We start from the raw sequence: 14,678 nt of genomic DNA on the forward strand, positions 1-14,678 counted from the left end.
GCTGCGATACAAAAAAAAACCAGGCACGGGGCCTGGTTTTTTCAGTCGCGAAAGAGCGATTACTCGGCGGTCGGTGCTTCTTCAGCCGAGGTGACTTCCGGACGGTCCAGCAGTTCGACATAGGCCATCGGCGCATTGTCGCCCACGCGGAAACCCATTTTCAGGATGCGCAGGTAGCCGCCGTTACGGTTGGCGTAACGCGGGCCGAGTTCGGCGAACAGCTTCTGCACCATTTCGCGATCGCGCAGGCGAGCGAATGCCAGGCGCTTGTTGGCCAGGGTGTCGGTCTTGCCCAGGGTCAGGATCGGTTCGATGACGCGACGCAGTTCCTTGGCTTTCGGCACGGTGGTCTTGATGGCTTCATGACGCAGCAGCGAGACGGTCATGTTGCGCAGCATTGCCAGGCGGTGGGACGAGGTACGGTTCAGCTTACGGAGGCCGTGACGGTGACGCATGGTACTTCCTTTCGAGTGTTTACAATCCAGTTCTTCGATCGTTCATGCTTGCGCATGTCCGCGGACCGGTTTTAGTGGTTAAAGACTGCCCGGACAGACATTGCCCGGGCAGGTACTGCAATTACTTTTCCAGGCCGGCAGGCGGCCAGTTTTCCAGCTTCATGCCCAGGGTCAGGCCGCGCGAAGCAAGGACTTCCTTGATTTCGTTGAGCGACTTGCGGCCCAGGTTCGGCGTCTTCAGCAGTTCGTTTTCCGAACGCTGGATCAGGTCGCCGATGTAGTAAATGTTTTCGGCCTTCAGGCAGTTTGCCGAGCGGACGGTCAGTTCCAGGTCGTCCACCGGACGCAGCAGGATCGGATCGACCAGCGGAGCACGCGACGGTGCTTCGGCGGCGGCTTCGGTGCCTTCCAGGGCGGCGAACACGTTCAGCTGGTCGACCAGCACGCGTGCCGACTGGCGGATCGCTTCTTCCGGAGTGATGACGCCGTTGGTCTCGATGTTGATGATCAGCTTGTCCAGGTCGGTACGCTGTTCGACACGGGCCGATTCCACGGCGTAGGACACGCGGCGCACCGGCGAGAACGACGCGTCCAGGATGATGCGGCCGATGGTCTTGTTGGTGTCTTCCGACAGGCGGCGCACGTTACCAGGAACGTAGCCACGGCCCTTCTCGACCTTGATCTGCATGTCCAGCTTGCCGCCGGCGGTCAGGTGGGCGATCACGTGATCCGGGTTGATCAGTTCCACGTCATGCGGCAGGTCGATGTCCGAAGCCAGCACGGCGCCTTCGCCTTCCTTCTTCAGGGTCAGGGTGACGGAGTCGCGGTTGTGGACCTTGAAGACCACGCCCTTCAGGTTCAGCAGCAGGTCGACGACGTCTTCCTGCACGCCGTCCAGCGACGAGTACTCGTGCACGACACCGGCGATCGTCACTTCGGTCGGCGCGTAGCCGATCATCGACGACAGCAGCACGCGGCGCAGCGCGTTGCCCAGGGTGTGGCCATAACCACGCTCGAAGGGTTCCATCACGACTTTTGCGTGGCCGGCGCCCAGTGCTTCGACATCGATGATACGTGGTTTCAACAGACTGTTTTGCATGAAATGTCCTTTTCAATACCCTCGGCTCGTTACACCGATAAGGCTGATGGCATTAGTAGAAAAGCCCACTTGCCGATGCGGCAAGCAGGCGGATACGACTTGAATTCGGGGTTCACCCATCCGGGGGCGGCGGCGTGCCGCCAGCTCCCCGGGGGTATAGACGGCGGCGCCAATGCGCCGCGATCTATTAACGCGAGTACAGTTCGACGATCAGTGCTTCGTTGACGTCGGCAGCGATCTCGTTACGCTCCGGGAAGGAACGGAAGGTGCCTTCGAACTTCTTGGCATCGACCGACACCCAGCTCGGGAAGCCGACTTGTTCAGCCAGCGACAGCGCTTCAGCGATACGCACTTGCTTCTTGGCCTTTTCGCGGACAGCGATGACGTCGCCGGTCTTGACCTGGTAGGAAGCGATGTTCACGACCTGGCCGTTGACGGTGAAGGCCTTGTGGCTCACCAGCTGGCGCGCTTCAGCGCGGGTCGAGCCGAAGCCCATGCGGTAAGCGACGTTGTCCAGGCGCGATTCCAGCAGCTTCAGCAGGGTTTCGCCGGTGTTGCCCTTGCGGCGCGATGCTTCAGCGAAGTAGCGGCGGAACTGGCGCTCGAGCACGCCGTAGATACGCTTGACCTTCTGCTTTTCGCGCAGCTGGTTGCCGTAGTCCGAGGTGCGGGCACCCGACTTGACGCCGTGCTGGCCTGGCTTGACGTCCAGTTTGCACTTCGAGTCGAGCGAGCGGCGTGCGCTCTTCAGGAACAGGTCGGTGCCTTCACGGCGCGACAGTTTTGCTTTTGGTCCGATATAACGTGCCACGTTGAATCCTTAAAATAATAATCACGCCCCGGAGGCATCGCGAGCGATGCGGCAGGCGCTAGTCCACTTCTACGAGAGAGCGGACGTGGCTTGAAAAAACGCCCGCCGTGAAAACGGCAGACGACAAGAGCCGGGCAGTATAACCCATTTTGGGCTTACTGCGCCGGTTTATCCCGTAAAACACAACGGGGCGCAAGGCCCCGTCGTTGGCTTTTCGCGACGCAGGAGAGGGCTTGCACCCTCACCTACTGCCGAGTCAGCGCCGTATTAGATACGACGACGCTTCGGCGGACGGCAGCCGTTGTGCGGAACCGGGGTGACGTCCTGGATCTCGGTGATCTTGATGCCCAGGTTGTTCAGTGCACGCACAGCCGATTCACGGCCAGGGCCTGGGCCCTTGATGCGCACTTCCAGGTTCTTCACGCCCGATTCCTGAGCGACCTTGCCTGCGGCTTCGGCAGCAACCTGCGCTGCGAACGGGGTCGATTTGCGCGAGCCTTTGAAGCCGGCGCCGCCCGAGGTTGCCCACGACAGAGCGTTGCCCTGACGGTCGGTGATCGTGATGATGGTGTTGTTGAAGGACGCGTGCACGTGGGCGATACCCTCGGCAACGTTCTTCTTGACTTTCTTGCGCACGCGGGCTGCTGCTGCGCTGCTCTGTTGCTTGGCCATGGTCGGTTCCTAGATTATTTCTTGAGCGATTGAGCTGCCTTGCGCGGGCCCTTGCGGGTACGAGCATTGGTGCGGGTACGCTGACCGCGCACTGGCAGGCCCTTGCGGTGACGCATGCCGCGGTAGCAGCCCAGGTCCATCAGACGCTTGATGTTCATGGACAGTTCGCGGCGCAGGTCGCCTTCCACGACAAACTTCGCAACTTCGTCGCGCAGCTTCTCGAGTTCGTTATCGTCCAGGTCCTTGACCTTCTTGTTGGTCGCGATACCGGTTGCGTCGCAGATCTTCTGCGAACGCGGACGGCCAATACCGTAGATCGCCGTCAGGCCGATAACAGTGTGCTGATGATTTGGGATGTTAACCCCTGCAATACGTGCCATTCGTTATTCCTCGAAATTAACCTTGACGCTGCTTGTGACGCGGCTCGACGCAGATCACACGGACCACGCCCTTGCGCTTGATGATCTTGCAGTTGCGGCAGATCCGCTTGACTGAAGCGTTAACTTTCATTTTGCACTCTCTTCGGTTCGTTTACTTTAATGATTTTTACTTGGTGCGGAACACAATGCGGGCCCGGGACAGGTCGTACGGGGTCAACTCCACCGTCACCTTGTCACCCGGGAGAATGCGGATGTAATTCATGCGCATTTTACCCGAGATATGTCCCAGAACCACGTGCCCGTTTTCCAGCTTCACGCGAAATGTTGCGTTCGGGAGATTCTCGAGAATCTCCCCTTGCATTTGGATGACGTCGTCTTTTGCCATTCGGTCTATGCCTTCCCCGCTTAACGCGACGGAATCCCGCCCTTGAAGTTTGCCTTCCGCAACAATGACTCGTACTGTTGCGACATGACGTAGTTCTGCACTTGTGCCATGAAGTCCATCGTCACCACGACTACGATGAGGAGCGACGTGCCACCGAAGTAGAAAGGAACTTTCCACTGCGAGGTCAGGAACTCCGGCACCAGGCACACCAGGGTGATGTAGACCGCACCGGCCAGGGTCAGGCGCATCAGGATCTTGTCGATGTAGCGGGCAGTCTGCTCGCCCGGACGGATGCCCGGAACGAATGCGCCGCTCTTCTTCAAGTTGTCCGCCGTTTCCTTGCTGTTGAATACCAGCGCCGTGTAGAAGAAGCAGAAGAATACAATCGCCACCGCATACAGCACCGCGTGAAGCGGCTCACCGTTCGCCAGCGACGCGGCCAGATCCTTGAGGAACCCGATGAAGGGGCTCGAGGAGTCCTTGCCACGCGTGAACCAGTCCACGATGGTCGCCGGGAACAGGATGATCGACGAGGCGAAGATCGGCGGAATCACGCCGGCCATGTTCAGCTTCAAGGGCAGGTGGCTGGTTTGGCCACCGTAGATCTTGTTGCCGACCTGGCGTTTAGCGTAATTGACCAGGATCTTGCGCTGTCCGCGTTCCACGAACACGACGGCATACGTAACCCCTGCTACCAGGAGCACGATGATGATCGCTGCAATGCTGCTGATCGAACCGTTCGAAACCAGGGTGAACAGGCCACCCAGGGCCGACGGCAGACCTGCTGCGATACCGGCAAAAATGATGATCGAAATACCGTTGCCAAGACCACGCTCGGTGATCTGCTCGCCCAGCCACATGAGGAACATGGTGCCGGTCAGCAGGGTGACCACCGTGACGAAGCGGAAGCCCATGCCCGGATCGAGCACGAGGCCAGGCTGCGCTTCGAGCGCGACCGCGATGCCGAACGCCTGGAACAGTGCCAGCGCAACCGTGAAGTAACGGGTGTACTGGGTGATCTTGCGGCGGCCGGCTTCGCCCTCTTTCTTCAGCGCCTCGAGTTGCGGCGAGACGATCGATGCAAGCTGCATGATGATCGAAGCCGAAATGTAAGGCATGATGCCGAGGGCGAACACGGTAAAGCGGGACAGGGCGCCACCCGAGAACATGTTGAACATGCCCAGGATGCCGCCTTCGTTCTGCTTGAACAGCGCTGCCAGCTGCACCGGGTCAATCCCGGGGACCGGGATGTGAGCACCGATGCGGTACACGACCAATGCGCCAAGCAAAAACCACAGCCGACCCCAGGGGAAGCCGGAAGCGGCGCTTTTACCAAGTTGTGAATTAGTCGCCAATTTTTGCTCCGATCAGGCAGGGCCGCAATTAAGCGACCGAACCGCCAGCTGCTTCGATCGCCGCTTTCGCGCCGGCAGTTGCCTTCAGGCCCTTGAGGGTCACCGCTTTGGTGATCTCGCCCGACAGGATGACGCGCACGTCGCGTGCCACCACCGGCAGGATGCCTGCTTGCTTGAGCACCAGGATGTCGATTTCGCCGACGGCCAGGTTGTTCAGGTCCGACAGACGCACTTCAGCCTTGAACGATGCGTTCAGCGACTTGAAGCCACGCTTCGGCAGACGACGCTGCAGAGGCATCTGACCGCCTTCGAAGCCGACTTTGTGGAAGCCGCCCGAACGCGATTTCTGACCCTTGTGACCGCGGCCGGCAGTCTTGCCCAGGCCCGAGCCGATACCGCGGCCAACGCGACGCTTCGCGTGCTTGGCGCCGTCAGCTGGTTGAATGGTATTGAGTTCCATTGATTTCTCCGTACGTAAGCCGCGGCTTACGAAACAACTTTAACGAGGTACGCGACTTTGTTGATCATGCCACGCACGGACGGGGTGTCCTGCAGCTCGGAGACCGAGTTGACACGACGCAGACCCAGGCCGCGCACGGTGGCACGGTGATCCTGACGGGTACCGATCAGGCCCTTGACGAGCTTGACTTTGACAGTGTTTGCCATGTTTGTTCCCCTTAACCCAGGATGTCTTCAACCGACTTGCCGCGCTTGGCAGCGATGTCAGCCGGAGTGCTCATTTTTGCCAGACCGTCGAGGGTCGCGCGAACCAGGTTGTACGGGTTCGAGGAACCGGTCGACTTGGCGACCACGTCGGTCACGCCCATCACTTCGAAGATAGCGCGCATTGCGCCACCAGCGATGACGCCGGTACCCGGCTTGGCCGGCGACATCATGACGCGCGATGCGCCGTGACGACCGGTGACGGTGTGGTGCAGCGTACCGTTCTTGAGGGGCACCTTGATCAGGTTGCGGCGGGCTTCTTCCATCGCTTTCTGCACGCCGACAGGAACTTCCTTCGACTTGCCCTTGCCCATGCCGATGCGGCCATCGCCGTCACCGACAACGGTCAGCGCTGCAAAACCCATGATACGACCACCCTTGACCACTTTGGTCACGCGGTTGATCGCGATCATTTTTTCGCGCATGCCATCATCCGGCTTGTCGCTTTGCATTTTCGCTTGCATTTTTGCCATGACGATTCTTCCTTAGAACTTCAGACCGGCTTCGCGGGCAGCTTCTGCCAGCGCTTTGACACGGCCGTGGTAACGGAAACCCGAGCGGTCGAATGCCACTTCGGTGATCCCTGCTTTCAGTGCTTTCTCTGCGACGCGCTTGCCGACCAGGGCAGCGGCTGCAGCGTTGCCGCCCGCACCCGACTTGCCGGCCAGTTCGGCGCGCACTTCCGCTTCCAGCGTCGAAGCCGACACCAGCACCTTTGCGTCCGGGCTGATCAGGTTCGCATAGATGTGCAGGTTGGTGCGGTGAACCGACAGACGGTTCACGCCCAGCTGGGCGATCTTGATGCGGGTTTGACGTCCGCGACGCAGACGCGATTCTTTCTTGTCCATCGTCAGCTCCGATTATTTCTTCTTGGTTTCTTTAAGCTTCACCACTTCGTCCGAATAACGGACACCCTTGCCCTTGTAAGGCTCAGGCGAGCGGTAAGCGCGCACTTCAGCGGCCGTCTGGCCGACCTTCTGGCGATCGATACCCTTGATCACGATTTCGGTCGGGGTCGGGGTGGCCGCGGTGACGCCTTCCGGCATCGCGTGCAGCACCGGGTGCGAGAAGCCCAGCGACAGGTTCAGGGCGTTGCCCTGCACAGCTGCCTTGTAGCCCACGCCCACCAGGTTCAGCTTCTTCTCGAAGCCCTTGGTGACGCCGGTAACCATGTTGTTGACCAGGGCGCGCAGGGTGCCCGACATGGCGTTCGATTCACGCGAATCGTCCACCACGTCGAAGGTCAGCGTGCCGTTGTTGTTTTCCACTTTGACCAGGCCGTTCAGCGACTGGGTCAGGGTGCCGAGCGGGCCCTTGACGGTGATCGACGACGCGGTGATCGCGACATCGGTACCTGCCGGGACGGCGATTGGCATCTTAGCTACTCGAGACATGTCTACTCCTTAAGCCACGTAGCACAGCACTTCGCCACCGATGCCGGTTGCACGTGCTTTGCGGTCGGTCATCACGCCTTGCGGGGTCGAGACGATTGCCACGCCCAGGCCATTCATGACCGACGGGATTTCATCCTTGCCCTTATAGACGCGCAGGCCAGGACGGGACACGCGCTCGATGCGCTCGATGACCGGACGGCCGGTGTAATACTTCAGACCGATTTTCAGTTCAGCCTTACCACCTTCGGTGGTCACGGCGAAATCTTCGATGTAACCCTCGTCCTTCAGGACGTTGGCGATCGCAACCTTGACTTTCGACGACGGCATTGCGACCGAGGTCTTCTGGACAGTTTGTGCGTTGCGGATGCGGGTCAGCATATCGGCGATAGGATCGCTCATACTCATTGCTTATTCTCCTATTACCAGCTGGCTTTGGTCATACCCGGGATTTCGCCTTTCATGGCGAATTCGCGGAGTTTGGTGCGGGCCAGACCGAATTTACGGAAGGTGCCACGTGGACGGCCGGTCATGGCGCAGCGGTTGCGCTGGCGGGTCGGCGCCGAGTTGCGCGGCAGAGCCTGCAGCTTCAGGCGCGCTTCGTAACGTTCTTCTTCCGACTTCGACTGGTCGTCGATGATTGCTTTCAGAGCTGCACGCTTTGCGGCGAATTTCTCCACCAGGTCTGCACGCTTCTGTTCGCGGTTAATCAGTGCAAGTTTTGCCATGCTCTTAGTTCCTGAACGGGAATTTGAAGGCGGCGAGCAGCGCTTTGGCTTCTTCGTCGGTCTTAGCGGTGGTGGTGATCGAGATGTTCATGCCACGCAGCGCGTCGATCTTGTCGTAATCGATCTCAGGGAAGATGATCTGTTCCTTGACACCGATGTTGTAGTTGCCACGGCCGTCGAACGATTTGCCATTCACACCGCGGAAGTCACGCACGCGCGGCAGGGCCACGGTGATGAAGCGGTCCAGGAATTCGTACATGCGGTTGCCACGCAGGGTGACCATGGTACCGATCGGGTAGCCTTCGCGGATCTTGAAACCTGCGATTGCCTTGCGTGCCTTGGTCACGACCGGCTTCTGGCCGGCGATCTTGGTCAGGTCGCCAGTGGCGTGCTCGATGACTTTCTTGTCAGCGACTGCTTCCGACAGACCCATGTTCAGGGTGATCTTGGTCAGGCGCGGGACTTCCATCACCGACTTGTAACCGAATTTCTCGGTCAACTCGGCGACGATCTTGTCTTTGTAAATTTGTTGGAGACGGGCCATTTATCTTACCCCTTCACTACTTCGCCGTTCGACTTGAAGACGCGGACTTTTTTGCCGTCCACATCTTTGAAGCCAACGCGATCTGCCTTGCCGGTCGCAGCGTTGAACAGCGCGACGTTCGACACGTGAATCGGCATAGTCTTGTCGACGATACCACCAGTAACACCGGTCATCGGGTTCGGCTTGGTCGCTTTCTTAGCGACGTTGACGCCTTCAACGATGACGTGTTCAGCGTCTACACGCTTCTGAACGACGCCACGCTTGCCCTTGTCCTTACCGGCCAGAACGATGACTTCGTCGTTTTTACGAATCTTATCCATGTCGACTCCTTACAGAACTTCAGGTGCCAGGGACACGATCTTCATGAACTTCTCGGTACGCAGCTCGCGCGTCACCGGTCCGAAGATACGGGTACCGATCGGCTCCAGCTTGCTGTTCAGCAGGACGGCGGCATTGCCATCGAACTTCACCAGGGAACCGTCCTGGCGGCGCACACCTTTAGCGGTACGCACAACCACGGCGTTGTAAATTTCGCCCTTCTTGACGCGGCCACGCGGCGCAGCCACCTTGACGGTGACCTTGATGATGTCGCCAATGCTCGCATAACGGCGCTTCGAGCCGCCCAACACCTTGATGCACAGAACTTCCTTGGCACCGGTGTTGTCGGCTACTTCGAGCCGGCTTTCGGTTTGAATCATAGTATTTTCTTTCCCAACTTAAGCCGTAGAAAACCCCACGGAAATCCATGGGCCTGCGGTCAGTCTTGGTCCCGCCATGACGCCCCTGCTGGAGCCCCATGTTTGGGTGATGGACTTTCCATTCGTTACAGGCCGCAGATACCGAGGGATACGCACTGCGGCAACACATGAACGAAGCCCGCTAGTATCACAGATACCAGCGGGCCACGCAAGACAAATTTTTAGGCTTTAGATGACCTGTGCTTCCTGCACAACACGGGTCACGGTCCAGGCCTTCGTCTTCGAGATCGGGCGACCTTCCGTGATCTCGACCGTGTCGCCGGTCTTGACCTGGTTGGTCTCGTCGTGCGCGTGATACTTGTTCGAGCGCACGATGATCTTGCCGTACAGCGGGTGCTTCACGTGACGCTCGATCAGGACGGTCACCGTCTTGTCCATTTTGTCGGACACGACCTTGCCGACCAGCGTACGCTTCAGCGCCGTTTTAGTGGTGTCGTTCATTTGGCTTCCTTCGAGTTCATCACAGTCTTCACACGCGCGATGTCGCGACGTACTTTCTTGAGCTGCGCGGTGTTGCCCAGCTGCTGGGTAGCGATTTGCATGCGCAGGCCGAACTGGGCCTTCAGCAGCTCATTCAGCTCCTTTTGCAGCGCTTCCTGGTCCTTGCCGCGGAGTTCCGATGCTTTCATATTCAACTCCTGTTATTGGCCGACTTGACGGACCACGAAAGTGGTCGCCAGCGGCAGTTTGGCAGCGGCCAGGCGGAACGCTTCGCGCGCCAGTTCTTCAGCGACGCCGTCCATCTCGTACAGGACCTTGCCTGGCTGGATTTCAGCGACGTAGTACTCCGGGTTACCCTTACCGTTACCCATACGGACTTCGGCCGGCTTGTTCGAGATCGGCTTGTCCGGGAAGATACGGATCCAGATACGGCCGCCACGCTTGATGTGACGGGTCATCGCGCGACGTGCGGCTTCGATCTGGCGTGCGGTGATACGGCCGCGGGCAACTGCCTTCAGGCCGAATTCGCCGAACGACACCGAGGTGCCGCGGGTGTGCGAGATGCCGGTGTTACGGCCCTTCTGCTCTTTACGATACTTTCTGCGGGATGGCTGCAGCATCTTTATTCTCCTGCTTTCTCAGCCGGCTTGGCAGCGGCGCGACGACCTGCTGGAGCGGCTCCTGGTTTGGCGCCTGGGCGCGGACGGCCGCCCGGCTTGCCATCATCGCGACGCGGGCCGCGTGGCTTCTTCTCGTCGGCCGGGACGTCGATCACAGGTGCTTCGCCCGTTGCCGAACGATCGCCCTTGTAGACCCACACCTTGACGCCGATGATGCCGTAGGTGGTCGATGCTTCGCTGGTGCCGTAGTCGATATCGGCGCGCAGGGTGTGCAGGGGCACACGGCCTTCGCGGTACCATTCGGTACGTGCGATCTCGATGCCGTTCAGGCGGCCCGACGACATGATCTTGATGCCGACGGCGCCCAGGCGCATGGCGTTCTGCATCGCGCGCTTCATGGCGCGACGGAACATGATGCGCTTTTCGAGCTGCTGCGCGATCGAATCGGCGATCAGCTGCGAATCGATTTCCGGCTTGCGGATCTCTTCGATATTGACGTGCACGGGCACGCCCATGATCTTCGCCAGCGACGACTTCAGCACTTCGATGTCTTCGCCCTTCTTGCCGATCACGACGCCAGGACGCGACGAGAAGATGGTGAAGCGCGCGTTCTTGGCAGGACGCTCGATGACGACGCGACCGACCGAAGCGTTCTTCAGCTTCTTCTTCAGGAAAGCGCGAGCTTCCAGGTCTTCCTTCAGCATTTCGGCGAAGTTGCCGTTGCCAGCGTACCAGCGCGATGCCCAGTTACGGGTGACCGCCAGGCGGAAGCCGGTTGGGTGGATTTTCTGACCCATCGTGTGACCCCTTAGTTACCGACAGTCACGTAGATGTGACAGGATTGTTTCGAAATGCGATCACCGCGGCCTTTGGCGCGAGCCGTAAAGCGCTTCAGGATCGGGCCCTTTTCGACGTAGATCTGCACGACCTTCAGTTCGTCGATGTCCGCACCATCGTTGTGCTCGGCGTTGGCGATTGCCGACTCCAGCACCTTCTTGATGATGGTCGCGCCCTTTTTCGGGCTGAACTGCAGAATGTTGAGTGCTGCGTCAACTTTCTTGCCGCGGATCAGGTCCGCAACGAGGCGGCCCTTCTGTTCCGACAGGCGAACGCCTTTGAGGATTGCTTTAGTTTCCATTATCGTTTCGCCTTCTTGTCAGCAGCGTGGCCCTTGAACGTACGGGTCAGCGCGAATTCGCCGAGCTTGTGGCCGACCATGTTCTCCGAGACATACACCGGCACGTGGACCTTGCCGTTGTGGACGGCGATGGTCAGACCGATGAAGTCAGGAGTGATCGTCGAGCGGCGCGACCAGGTTTTGACTGGCTTCTTGTCTTTGCTCGCTTGCGCGGCTTCGACCTTCTTCACCAGGTGGGCGTCAATGAACGGCCCTTTTTTCAATGAACGAGTCATGTTTTATCCCTTATTTCTTGCCGCGGCGCGAGACGATCATCGACGAAGTGCGCTTGTTCGAACGCGTCTTCTTGCCCTTGGTCTGCTGGCCCCATGGCGACACCGGGTGACGACCCGCTGCCGTACGACCCTCACCACCACCGTGCGGGTGGTCGATCGGGTTCATGACGACACCGCGGACGGTCGGACGCACACCGCGCCAACGCATCGCACCGGCTTTACCGATCTTGCGCAGGCTGTGTTCGGCGTTGCCGACTTCACCCACGGTTGCACGGCACTCGATGTGCACGCGACGGACTTCACCCGAGCGCAGGCGGACCTGGGCGTAGGTGCCTTCGCGGGCCATCAGGACGACAGCGGCGCCGGCGGTGCGGGCCATCTGTGCGCCTTTGCCAGGCAGCATTTCGACGCAGTGCATCACGGTACCGACCGGGATGTTGCGGATCGGCAGGCAGTTACCGGCCTTGATCGGTGCTTCCGAACCGTTCATCAGGGTATCGCCGACAGCGACGCCCTTCGGAGCGATGATGTACGCACGGGCGCCGTCCGCGTAGCACAGCAGAGCGATGTGCGCGGTACGGTTCGGGTCGTATTCGATACGCTCGACCTTGGCAGGGATACCATCCTTCTGGCGCTTGAAGTCGACCAGACGGTAGTGCTGCTTGTGGCCACCGCCGATGTGACGGGTGGTGATGTGACCGTTGTTGTTACGGCCGGCGGTCTTCGATTTCTTTTCAACCAGGGCTGCGAACGGACGGCCTTTGTACAGGTCGCTGTTCACAACCTTCACCATGCCGCGGCGGCCTGGGGAGGTTGGCTTCATCTTAACGAGTGCCATTATTTAGCCTCCTCGACAAAATTGATTTCCTGGCCAGGCTTCAGGCACACGAAAGCACGCTTCGTGTGGTTGCGGCGACCAGTGAAACGGCCAGCGCGCTTCTGCTTGCCTTCGCGGTTCACGGTCTGCACCGATTCCACTTCGACTTTGAACAGCAGCTCGACGGCAGCCTTGATTTCCGGCTTGGTCGCATCCGGCAGAACCTTGAACACGATCTGTTCGTTCTTTTCAGCGACGAAGGTCGCCTTTTCGGAAATGACCGGAGCCAGCAGCACCTTCATCAGGCGCTCTTCGCTGAATTTGATTGCGGCGCTCATGCGTACATCTCCTCGATCTTGGCCAGAGCAGCTTTGGTGACCAGGACTTTCTTGTAGAACACCAGCGACATCGGGTCAGCCGACTTCGGCTCGACGACGAGCACGTTCGGCAGGTTGCGCGATGCCAGTTCCAGGTTTTCATCGATGGTGTCGGTGATCACCAGGACCGATTCCAGGCCCATGCCCTGCAGCTTTTGCGACAGCAGCTTGGTCTTCGGGGCTTCGATCGACAGGTTTTCGACGACGTTCAGACGGCCTTCGCGGGCCAGCTGCGAGAAGATCGAGCAGATACCTGCGCGGAACATCTTCTTGTTGACCTTGTGCGAGAAGTTCTCGTCCGGGGTGTTCGGGAAGATGCGACCACCGCCGCGCCACAGAGGCGACGACGACATACCAGCACGAGCGCGGCCGGTGCCCTTCTGGCGCCATGGCTTCTTCGTGGTGTGGCTGACTTCTTCACGGTCTTTCTGCTTGCGGTTGCCGCTGCGCGCGTTGGCGGCGTAGGCGACCACGATCTGGTGGATCAGGGCTTCGTTGTATTCGCGGCCGAACACGGTGTCGGCAGCTGCAACGCCGGCGCCAGCTTGACCTTGCTCATTCAGGAGCTGGAGTTCCATACTTAGGCTCCTTTCTTGGCTTTGGTTTTGACAGCCGGCTTGACGATCACCTGGCCGTTCTTGGCGCCAGGAACGGCACCCTTCACGAGCAGCAGTTGACGGTCAGCGTCGATACGGGCGATTTCCAGGTTCTGGGTGGTGACGGTAACGTCGCCCAGGTGACCGGTCATGCGCTTGCCCGGGAACACGCGGCCCGGATCCTGCGCCATACCGATGGAGCCAGGAACGTTGTGCGAACGCGAGTTACCGTGGGTCTGACGACCCGAAGCAAAGTTGTAACGCTTGATGGTACCGGCGTAGCCCTTACCGATCGAGGTGCCCTGCACGTCGATTTTCTGGCCCACTTCGAACATCGAAGCATTGATGGTGTCGCCGGCTTTGAGTTCAGCGGCTTTGGCGGAATCGATGCGGAATTCACGCAGCATCGTGCCAGCTTCCACGCCAGCTTTGGCGAGGTGGCCGGCGGCGGCCTTGTTCACGCGCGAGGCGCGACGTTGACCGAAGACGACCTGAACTGCAGTGTAGCCATCAGTTTCAGGGGTTTTGACTTGCGCAACACGGTTGTTGGACACGTCCAGCACGGTGACAGGGATCGAATCGCCGTCATCCGTGAAGATACGCATCATGCCAACCTTGCGACCGAGGAGGCCCAGGCTCATTTTTTCTCCATTCCCACCTACGATTGGGCGGGGCTAATTAGTACTACTAAAAAAGCATGGGCTAAAAAAGACGTGCCCATACCGAAGCCGGCTAGTATAACGCGCAAACGGCAACGGCGCAACAGGATAAATCGGGGTTGAAACCGGCCTGTTGCGTTTTCCGCAGTATCGTGGAGAGAGCGAGGAATCCGGTCTTGTCGACCGGCACAGAAAAGGCACACCGCTGCGCCTTTTCTCTGCAGGCTACGACCATTGCTGGGAGCCTGCGATCTGGAAGTCTGGTGGGCGGTGCAGGATTCGAACCTGCGACCCCTTGGATGTCGACCAAGTATTCTAACCAGCTGAACTAACCGCCCGGGGAGCCGCATTATACGTAGCGGCCCAGCAGTTTTGCAATAGCTTTTTTTCGATACCTTTCATGAGGCCGGTATCGGATCGCGGGTTGTCGATGCCGCCACGAAATGCTATTGTA

Annotated in this window: 28 protein-coding genes and 1 tRNA gene; all 29 read right to left on the minus strand. The window is 59.4% G+C overall.

The annotated features are described in order from the left end of the window. Positions 1-59 precede the first annotated feature (59 nt). The 29 genes from rplQ to NX780_RS03320 all read right to left on the minus strand — a co-directional run bounded on the left by rplQ (position 60) and on the right by NX780_RS03320 (position 14,562). Positions 60-455: a 50S ribosomal protein L17 gene (gene rplQ, locus NX780_RS03180; protein WP_005663400.1), complete on the minus strand. Its 396-nt coding sequence runs from the start codon at positions 453-455 to the stop codon at positions 60-62. 121 nt (positions 456-576) lie between these two features. After that, a complete protein-coding gene (locus NX780_RS03185; RefSeq protein ID WP_026354946.1) occupies positions 577-1,554 on the minus strand; it encodes a DNA-directed RNA polymerase subunit alpha in 978 nt (325 codons plus the stop codon). 187 nt (positions 1,555-1,741) lie between these two features. Next, positions 1,742-2,365 (minus strand): 30S ribosomal protein S4, encoded by a 624-nt coding sequence (gene rpsD, locus NX780_RS03190; protein WP_258826428.1) that lies wholly within the window; start codon positions 2,363-2,365, stop codon positions 1,742-1,744. A gap of 267 nt (positions 2,366-2,632) precedes the next feature. Then, positions 2,633-3,037, minus strand: a complete 405-nt coding sequence (gene rpsK / locus NX780_RS03195) for a 30S ribosomal protein S11 (RefSeq protein WP_005663404.1) — start codon at positions 3,035-3,037, stop codon at positions 2,633-2,635. 14 nt (positions 3,038-3,051) lie between these two features. After that, a complete protein-coding gene (gene rpsM, locus NX780_RS03200) occupies positions 3,052-3,417 on the minus strand; it encodes a 30S ribosomal protein S13 (protein WP_036208931.1) in 366 nt (121 codons plus the stop codon). A 16-nt stretch (positions 3,418-3,433) separates the two neighbouring features. Then, a complete protein-coding gene (rpmJ, locus tag NX780_RS03205; RefSeq protein WP_005663407.1) occupies positions 3,434-3,547 on the minus strand; it encodes a 50S ribosomal protein L36 in 114 nt (37 codons plus the stop codon). Between the two features lie 36 nt (positions 3,548-3,583). Then, positions 3,584-3,802, minus strand: coding sequence for a translation initiation factor IF-1 (gene infA, locus NX780_RS03210; protein ID WP_005663428.1), 219 nt, complete (start codon positions 3,800-3,802; stop codon positions 3,584-3,586). 20 nt (positions 3,803-3,822) lie between these two features. Next, the gene (gene secY / locus NX780_RS03215; protein ID WP_258826429.1) at positions 3,823-5,157 is read right to left on the minus strand and encodes a preprotein translocase subunit SecY; all 1,335 of its coding nucleotides are present in this window, start codon (positions 5,155-5,157) and stop codon (positions 3,823-3,825) included. 28 nt (positions 5,158-5,185) lie between these two features. Then, positions 5,186-5,617: a 50S ribosomal protein L15 gene (rplO, locus tag NX780_RS03220; RefSeq protein WP_258826430.1), complete on the minus strand. Its 432-nt coding sequence runs from the start codon at positions 5,615-5,617 to the stop codon at positions 5,186-5,188. A 26-nt stretch (positions 5,618-5,643) separates the two neighbouring features. Continuing rightward, complete coding sequence (rpmD, locus tag NX780_RS03225) at positions 5,644-5,823, minus strand: 50S ribosomal protein L30 (protein ID WP_036246278.1); 180 nt, start codon at positions 5,821-5,823, stop codon at positions 5,644-5,646. Between the two features lie 11 nt (positions 5,824-5,834). Next, positions 5,835-6,353, minus strand: a complete 519-nt coding sequence (gene rpsE, locus NX780_RS03230; protein WP_078034738.1) for a 30S ribosomal protein S5 — start codon at positions 6,351-6,353, stop codon at positions 5,835-5,837. A gap of 12 nt (positions 6,354-6,365) precedes the next feature. Beyond that, a complete protein-coding gene (gene rplR, locus NX780_RS03235; RefSeq protein ID WP_078034739.1) occupies positions 6,366-6,728 on the minus strand; it encodes a 50S ribosomal protein L18 in 363 nt (120 codons plus the stop codon). A gap of 12 nt (positions 6,729-6,740) precedes the next feature. Next, positions 6,741-7,274 (minus strand): 50S ribosomal protein L6, encoded by a 534-nt coding sequence (gene rplF, locus NX780_RS03240; protein WP_258826431.1) that lies wholly within the window; start codon positions 7,272-7,274, stop codon positions 6,741-6,743. 9 nt (positions 7,275-7,283) lie between these two features. Beyond that, entirely contained in the window at positions 7,284-7,679 is a 396-nt protein-coding gene (gene rpsH / locus NX780_RS03245; protein ID WP_258826432.1) for a 30S ribosomal protein S8, read from the minus strand. 14 nt (positions 7,680-7,693) lie between these two features. Continuing rightward, positions 7,694-7,999, minus strand: coding sequence for a 30S ribosomal protein S14 (gene rpsN / locus NX780_RS03250; protein ID WP_005663444.1), 306 nt, complete (start codon positions 7,997-7,999; stop codon positions 7,694-7,696). A 4-nt stretch (positions 8,000-8,003) separates the two neighbouring features. Beyond that, positions 8,004-8,543 carry a 50S ribosomal protein L5 gene (gene rplE / locus NX780_RS03255; protein ID WP_258826433.1) on the minus strand — a complete coding sequence of 180 codons (540 nt, stop codon included), beginning with the start codon at positions 8,541-8,543 and terminating at the stop codon, positions 8,004-8,006. Between the two features lie 5 nt (positions 8,544-8,548). After that, positions 8,549-8,863, minus strand: coding sequence for a 50S ribosomal protein L24 (gene rplX / locus NX780_RS03260; protein ID WP_036208955.1), 315 nt, complete (start codon positions 8,861-8,863; stop codon positions 8,549-8,551). Between the two features lie 9 nt (positions 8,864-8,872). Further along, the gene (rplN, locus tag NX780_RS03265; protein WP_211519064.1) at positions 8,873-9,241 is read right to left on the minus strand and encodes a 50S ribosomal protein L14; all 369 of its coding nucleotides are present in this window, start codon (positions 9,239-9,241) and stop codon (positions 8,873-8,875) included. Positions 9,242-9,469: 228 nt separating this feature from the next. Continuing rightward, positions 9,470-9,742 carry a 30S ribosomal protein S17 gene (gene rpsQ / locus NX780_RS03270; RefSeq protein ID WP_258826434.1) on the minus strand — a complete coding sequence of 91 codons (273 nt, stop codon included), beginning with the start codon at positions 9,740-9,742 and terminating at the stop codon, positions 9,470-9,472. Beyond that, a complete protein-coding gene (gene rpmC / locus NX780_RS03275) occupies positions 9,739-9,930 on the minus strand; it encodes a 50S ribosomal protein L29 (RefSeq protein WP_027867254.1) in 192 nt (63 codons plus the stop codon). The genes rpsQ and rpmC overlap by 4 nt, the downstream gene beginning before the upstream one ends. 12 nt (positions 9,931-9,942) lie before the next feature. Continuing rightward, positions 9,943-10,362 (minus strand): 50S ribosomal protein L16, encoded by a 420-nt coding sequence (rplP, locus tag NX780_RS03280; RefSeq protein WP_036246288.1) that lies wholly within the window; start codon positions 10,360-10,362, stop codon positions 9,943-9,945. A gap of 2 nt (positions 10,363-10,364) precedes the next feature. Further along, a complete protein-coding gene (gene rpsC / locus NX780_RS03285) occupies positions 10,365-11,159 on the minus strand; it encodes a 30S ribosomal protein S3 (RefSeq protein WP_258826435.1) in 795 nt (264 codons plus the stop codon). Between the two features lie 11 nt (positions 11,160-11,170). Then, positions 11,171-11,503: a 50S ribosomal protein L22 gene (rplV, locus tag NX780_RS03290; RefSeq protein ID WP_171085678.1), complete on the minus strand. Its 333-nt coding sequence runs from the start codon at positions 11,501-11,503 to the stop codon at positions 11,171-11,173. Continuing rightward, positions 11,500-11,775 carry a 30S ribosomal protein S19 gene (gene rpsS / locus NX780_RS03295; protein ID WP_109345404.1) on the minus strand — a complete coding sequence of 92 codons (276 nt, stop codon included), beginning with the start codon at positions 11,773-11,775 and terminating at the stop codon, positions 11,500-11,502. The genes rplV and rpsS overlap by 4 nt, the downstream gene beginning before the upstream one ends. 10 nt (positions 11,776-11,785) lie before the next feature. After that, positions 11,786-12,613 (minus strand): 50S ribosomal protein L2, encoded by an 828-nt coding sequence (gene rplB / locus NX780_RS03300; RefSeq protein ID WP_258826436.1) that lies wholly within the window; start codon positions 12,611-12,613, stop codon positions 11,786-11,788. After that, the gene (gene rplW / locus NX780_RS03305) at positions 12,613-12,930 is read right to left on the minus strand and encodes a 50S ribosomal protein L23 (protein WP_258826437.1); all 318 of its coding nucleotides are present in this window, start codon (positions 12,928-12,930) and stop codon (positions 12,613-12,615) included. Before rplW ends, rplB begins: the two co-directional genes overlap by 1 nt. Beyond that, positions 12,927-13,547 (minus strand): 50S ribosomal protein L4, encoded by a 621-nt coding sequence (gene rplD / locus NX780_RS03310; protein ID WP_036208965.1) that lies wholly within the window; start codon positions 13,545-13,547, stop codon positions 12,927-12,929. The genes rplW and rplD overlap by 4 nt, the downstream gene beginning before the upstream one ends. 2 nt (positions 13,548-13,549) lie before the next feature. Next, complete coding sequence (gene rplC / locus NX780_RS03315; protein WP_258826438.1) at positions 13,550-14,206, minus strand: 50S ribosomal protein L3; 657 nt, start codon at positions 14,204-14,206, stop codon at positions 13,550-13,552. A gap of 279 nt (positions 14,207-14,485) precedes the next feature. Then, positions 14,486-14,562, minus strand: a tRNA-Val gene (locus NX780_RS03320). Positions 14,563-14,678 lie beyond the last annotated feature (116 nt).

Source organism: Massilia agri, from assembly GCF_024753255.1.
GTDB classification, from domain to species: Bacteria; Pseudomonadota; Gammaproteobacteria; order Burkholderiales; family Burkholderiaceae_D; genus Telluria; species Telluria agri.

Bases quoted from the DNA above. Each gene is read 5' to 3' on its own strand.
- rplQ (WP_005663400.1), bottom strand. From the start codon at position 455: ATGCGTCACCGTCACGGCCTCCGTAAGCTGAACCGTACCTCGTCCCAC.
- NX780_RS03185 (WP_026354946.1), bottom strand. From the start codon at position 1,554: ATGCAAAACAGTCTGTTGAAACCACGTATCATCGATGTCGAAGCACTG.
- rpsK (WP_005663404.1), bottom strand. From the start codon at position 3,037: ATGGCCAAGCAACAGAGCAGCGCAGCAGCAGCCCGCGTGCGCAAGAAA.
- rpsM (WP_036208931.1), bottom strand. From the start codon at position 3,417: ATGGCACGTATTGCAGGGGTTAACATCCCAAATCATCAGCACACTGTT.
- rpmJ (WP_005663407.1), bottom strand. From the start codon at position 3,547: ATGAAAGTTAACGCTTCAGTCAAGCGGATCTGCCGCAACTGCAAGATC.
- infA (WP_005663428.1), bottom strand. From the start codon at position 3,802: ATGGCAAAAGACGACGTCATCCAAATGCAAGGGGAGATTCTCGAGAAT.
- rplO (WP_258826430.1), bottom strand. From the start codon at position 5,617: ATGGAACTCAATACCATTCAACCAGCTGACGGCGCCAAGCACGCGAAG.
- rpmD (WP_036246278.1), bottom strand. From the start codon at position 5,823: ATGGCAAACACTGTCAAAGTCAAGCTCGTCAAGGGCCTGATCGGTACC.
- rpsE (WP_078034738.1), bottom strand. From the start codon at position 6,353: ATGGCAAAAATGCAAGCGAAAATGCAAAGCGACAAGCCGGATGATGGC.
- rplR (WP_078034739.1), bottom strand. From the start codon at position 6,728: ATGGACAAGAAAGAATCGCGTCTGCGTCGCGGACGTCAAACCCGCATC.
- rplF (WP_258826431.1), bottom strand. From the start codon at position 7,274: ATGTCTCGAGTAGCTAAGATGCCAATCGCCGTCCCGGCAGGTACCGAT.
- rpsH (WP_258826432.1), bottom strand. From the start codon at position 7,679: ATGAGTATGAGCGATCCTATCGCCGATATGCTGACCCGCATCCGCAAC.
- rpsN (WP_005663444.1), bottom strand. From the start codon at position 7,999: ATGGCAAAACTTGCACTGATTAACCGCGAACAGAAGCGTGCAGACCTG.
- rplE (WP_258826433.1), bottom strand. From the start codon at position 8,543: ATGGCCCGTCTCCAACAAATTTACAAAGACAAGATCGTCGCCGAGTTG.
- rplX (WP_036208955.1), bottom strand. From the start codon at position 8,863: ATGGATAAGATTCGTAAAAACGACGAAGTCATCGTTCTGGCCGGTAAG.
- rplN (WP_211519064.1), bottom strand. From the start codon at position 9,241: ATGATTCAAACCGAAAGCCGGCTCGAAGTAGCCGACAACACCGGTGCC.
- rpsQ (WP_258826434.1), bottom strand. From the start codon at position 9,742: ATGAACGACACCACTAAAACGGCGCTGAAGCGTACGCTGGTCGGCAAG.
- rpmC (WP_027867254.1), bottom strand. From the start codon at position 9,930: ATGAAAGCATCGGAACTCCGCGGCAAGGACCAGGAAGCGCTGCAAAAG.
- rplP (WP_036246288.1), bottom strand. From the start codon at position 10,362: ATGCTGCAGCCATCCCGCAGAAAGTATCGTAAAGAGCAGAAGGGCCGT.
- rpsC (WP_258826435.1), bottom strand. From the start codon at position 11,159: ATGGGTCAGAAAATCCACCCAACCGGCTTCCGCCTGGCGGTCACCCGT.
- rpsS (WP_109345404.1), bottom strand. From the start codon at position 11,775: ATGACTCGTTCATTGAAAAAAGGGCCGTTCATTGACGCCCACCTGGTG.
- rplB (WP_258826436.1), bottom strand. From the start codon at position 12,613: ATGGCACTCGTTAAGATGAAGCCAACCTCCCCAGGCCGCCGCGGCATG.
- rplW (WP_258826437.1), bottom strand. From the start codon at position 12,930: ATGAGCGCCGCAATCAAATTCAGCGAAGAGCGCCTGATGAAGGTGCTG.
- rplD (WP_036208965.1), bottom strand. From the start codon at position 13,547: ATGGAACTCCAGCTCCTGAATGAGCAAGGTCAAGCTGGCGCCGGCGTT.
- rplC (WP_258826438.1), bottom strand. From the start codon at position 14,206: ATGAGCCTGGGCCTCCTCGGTCGCAAGGTTGGCATGATGCGTATCTTC.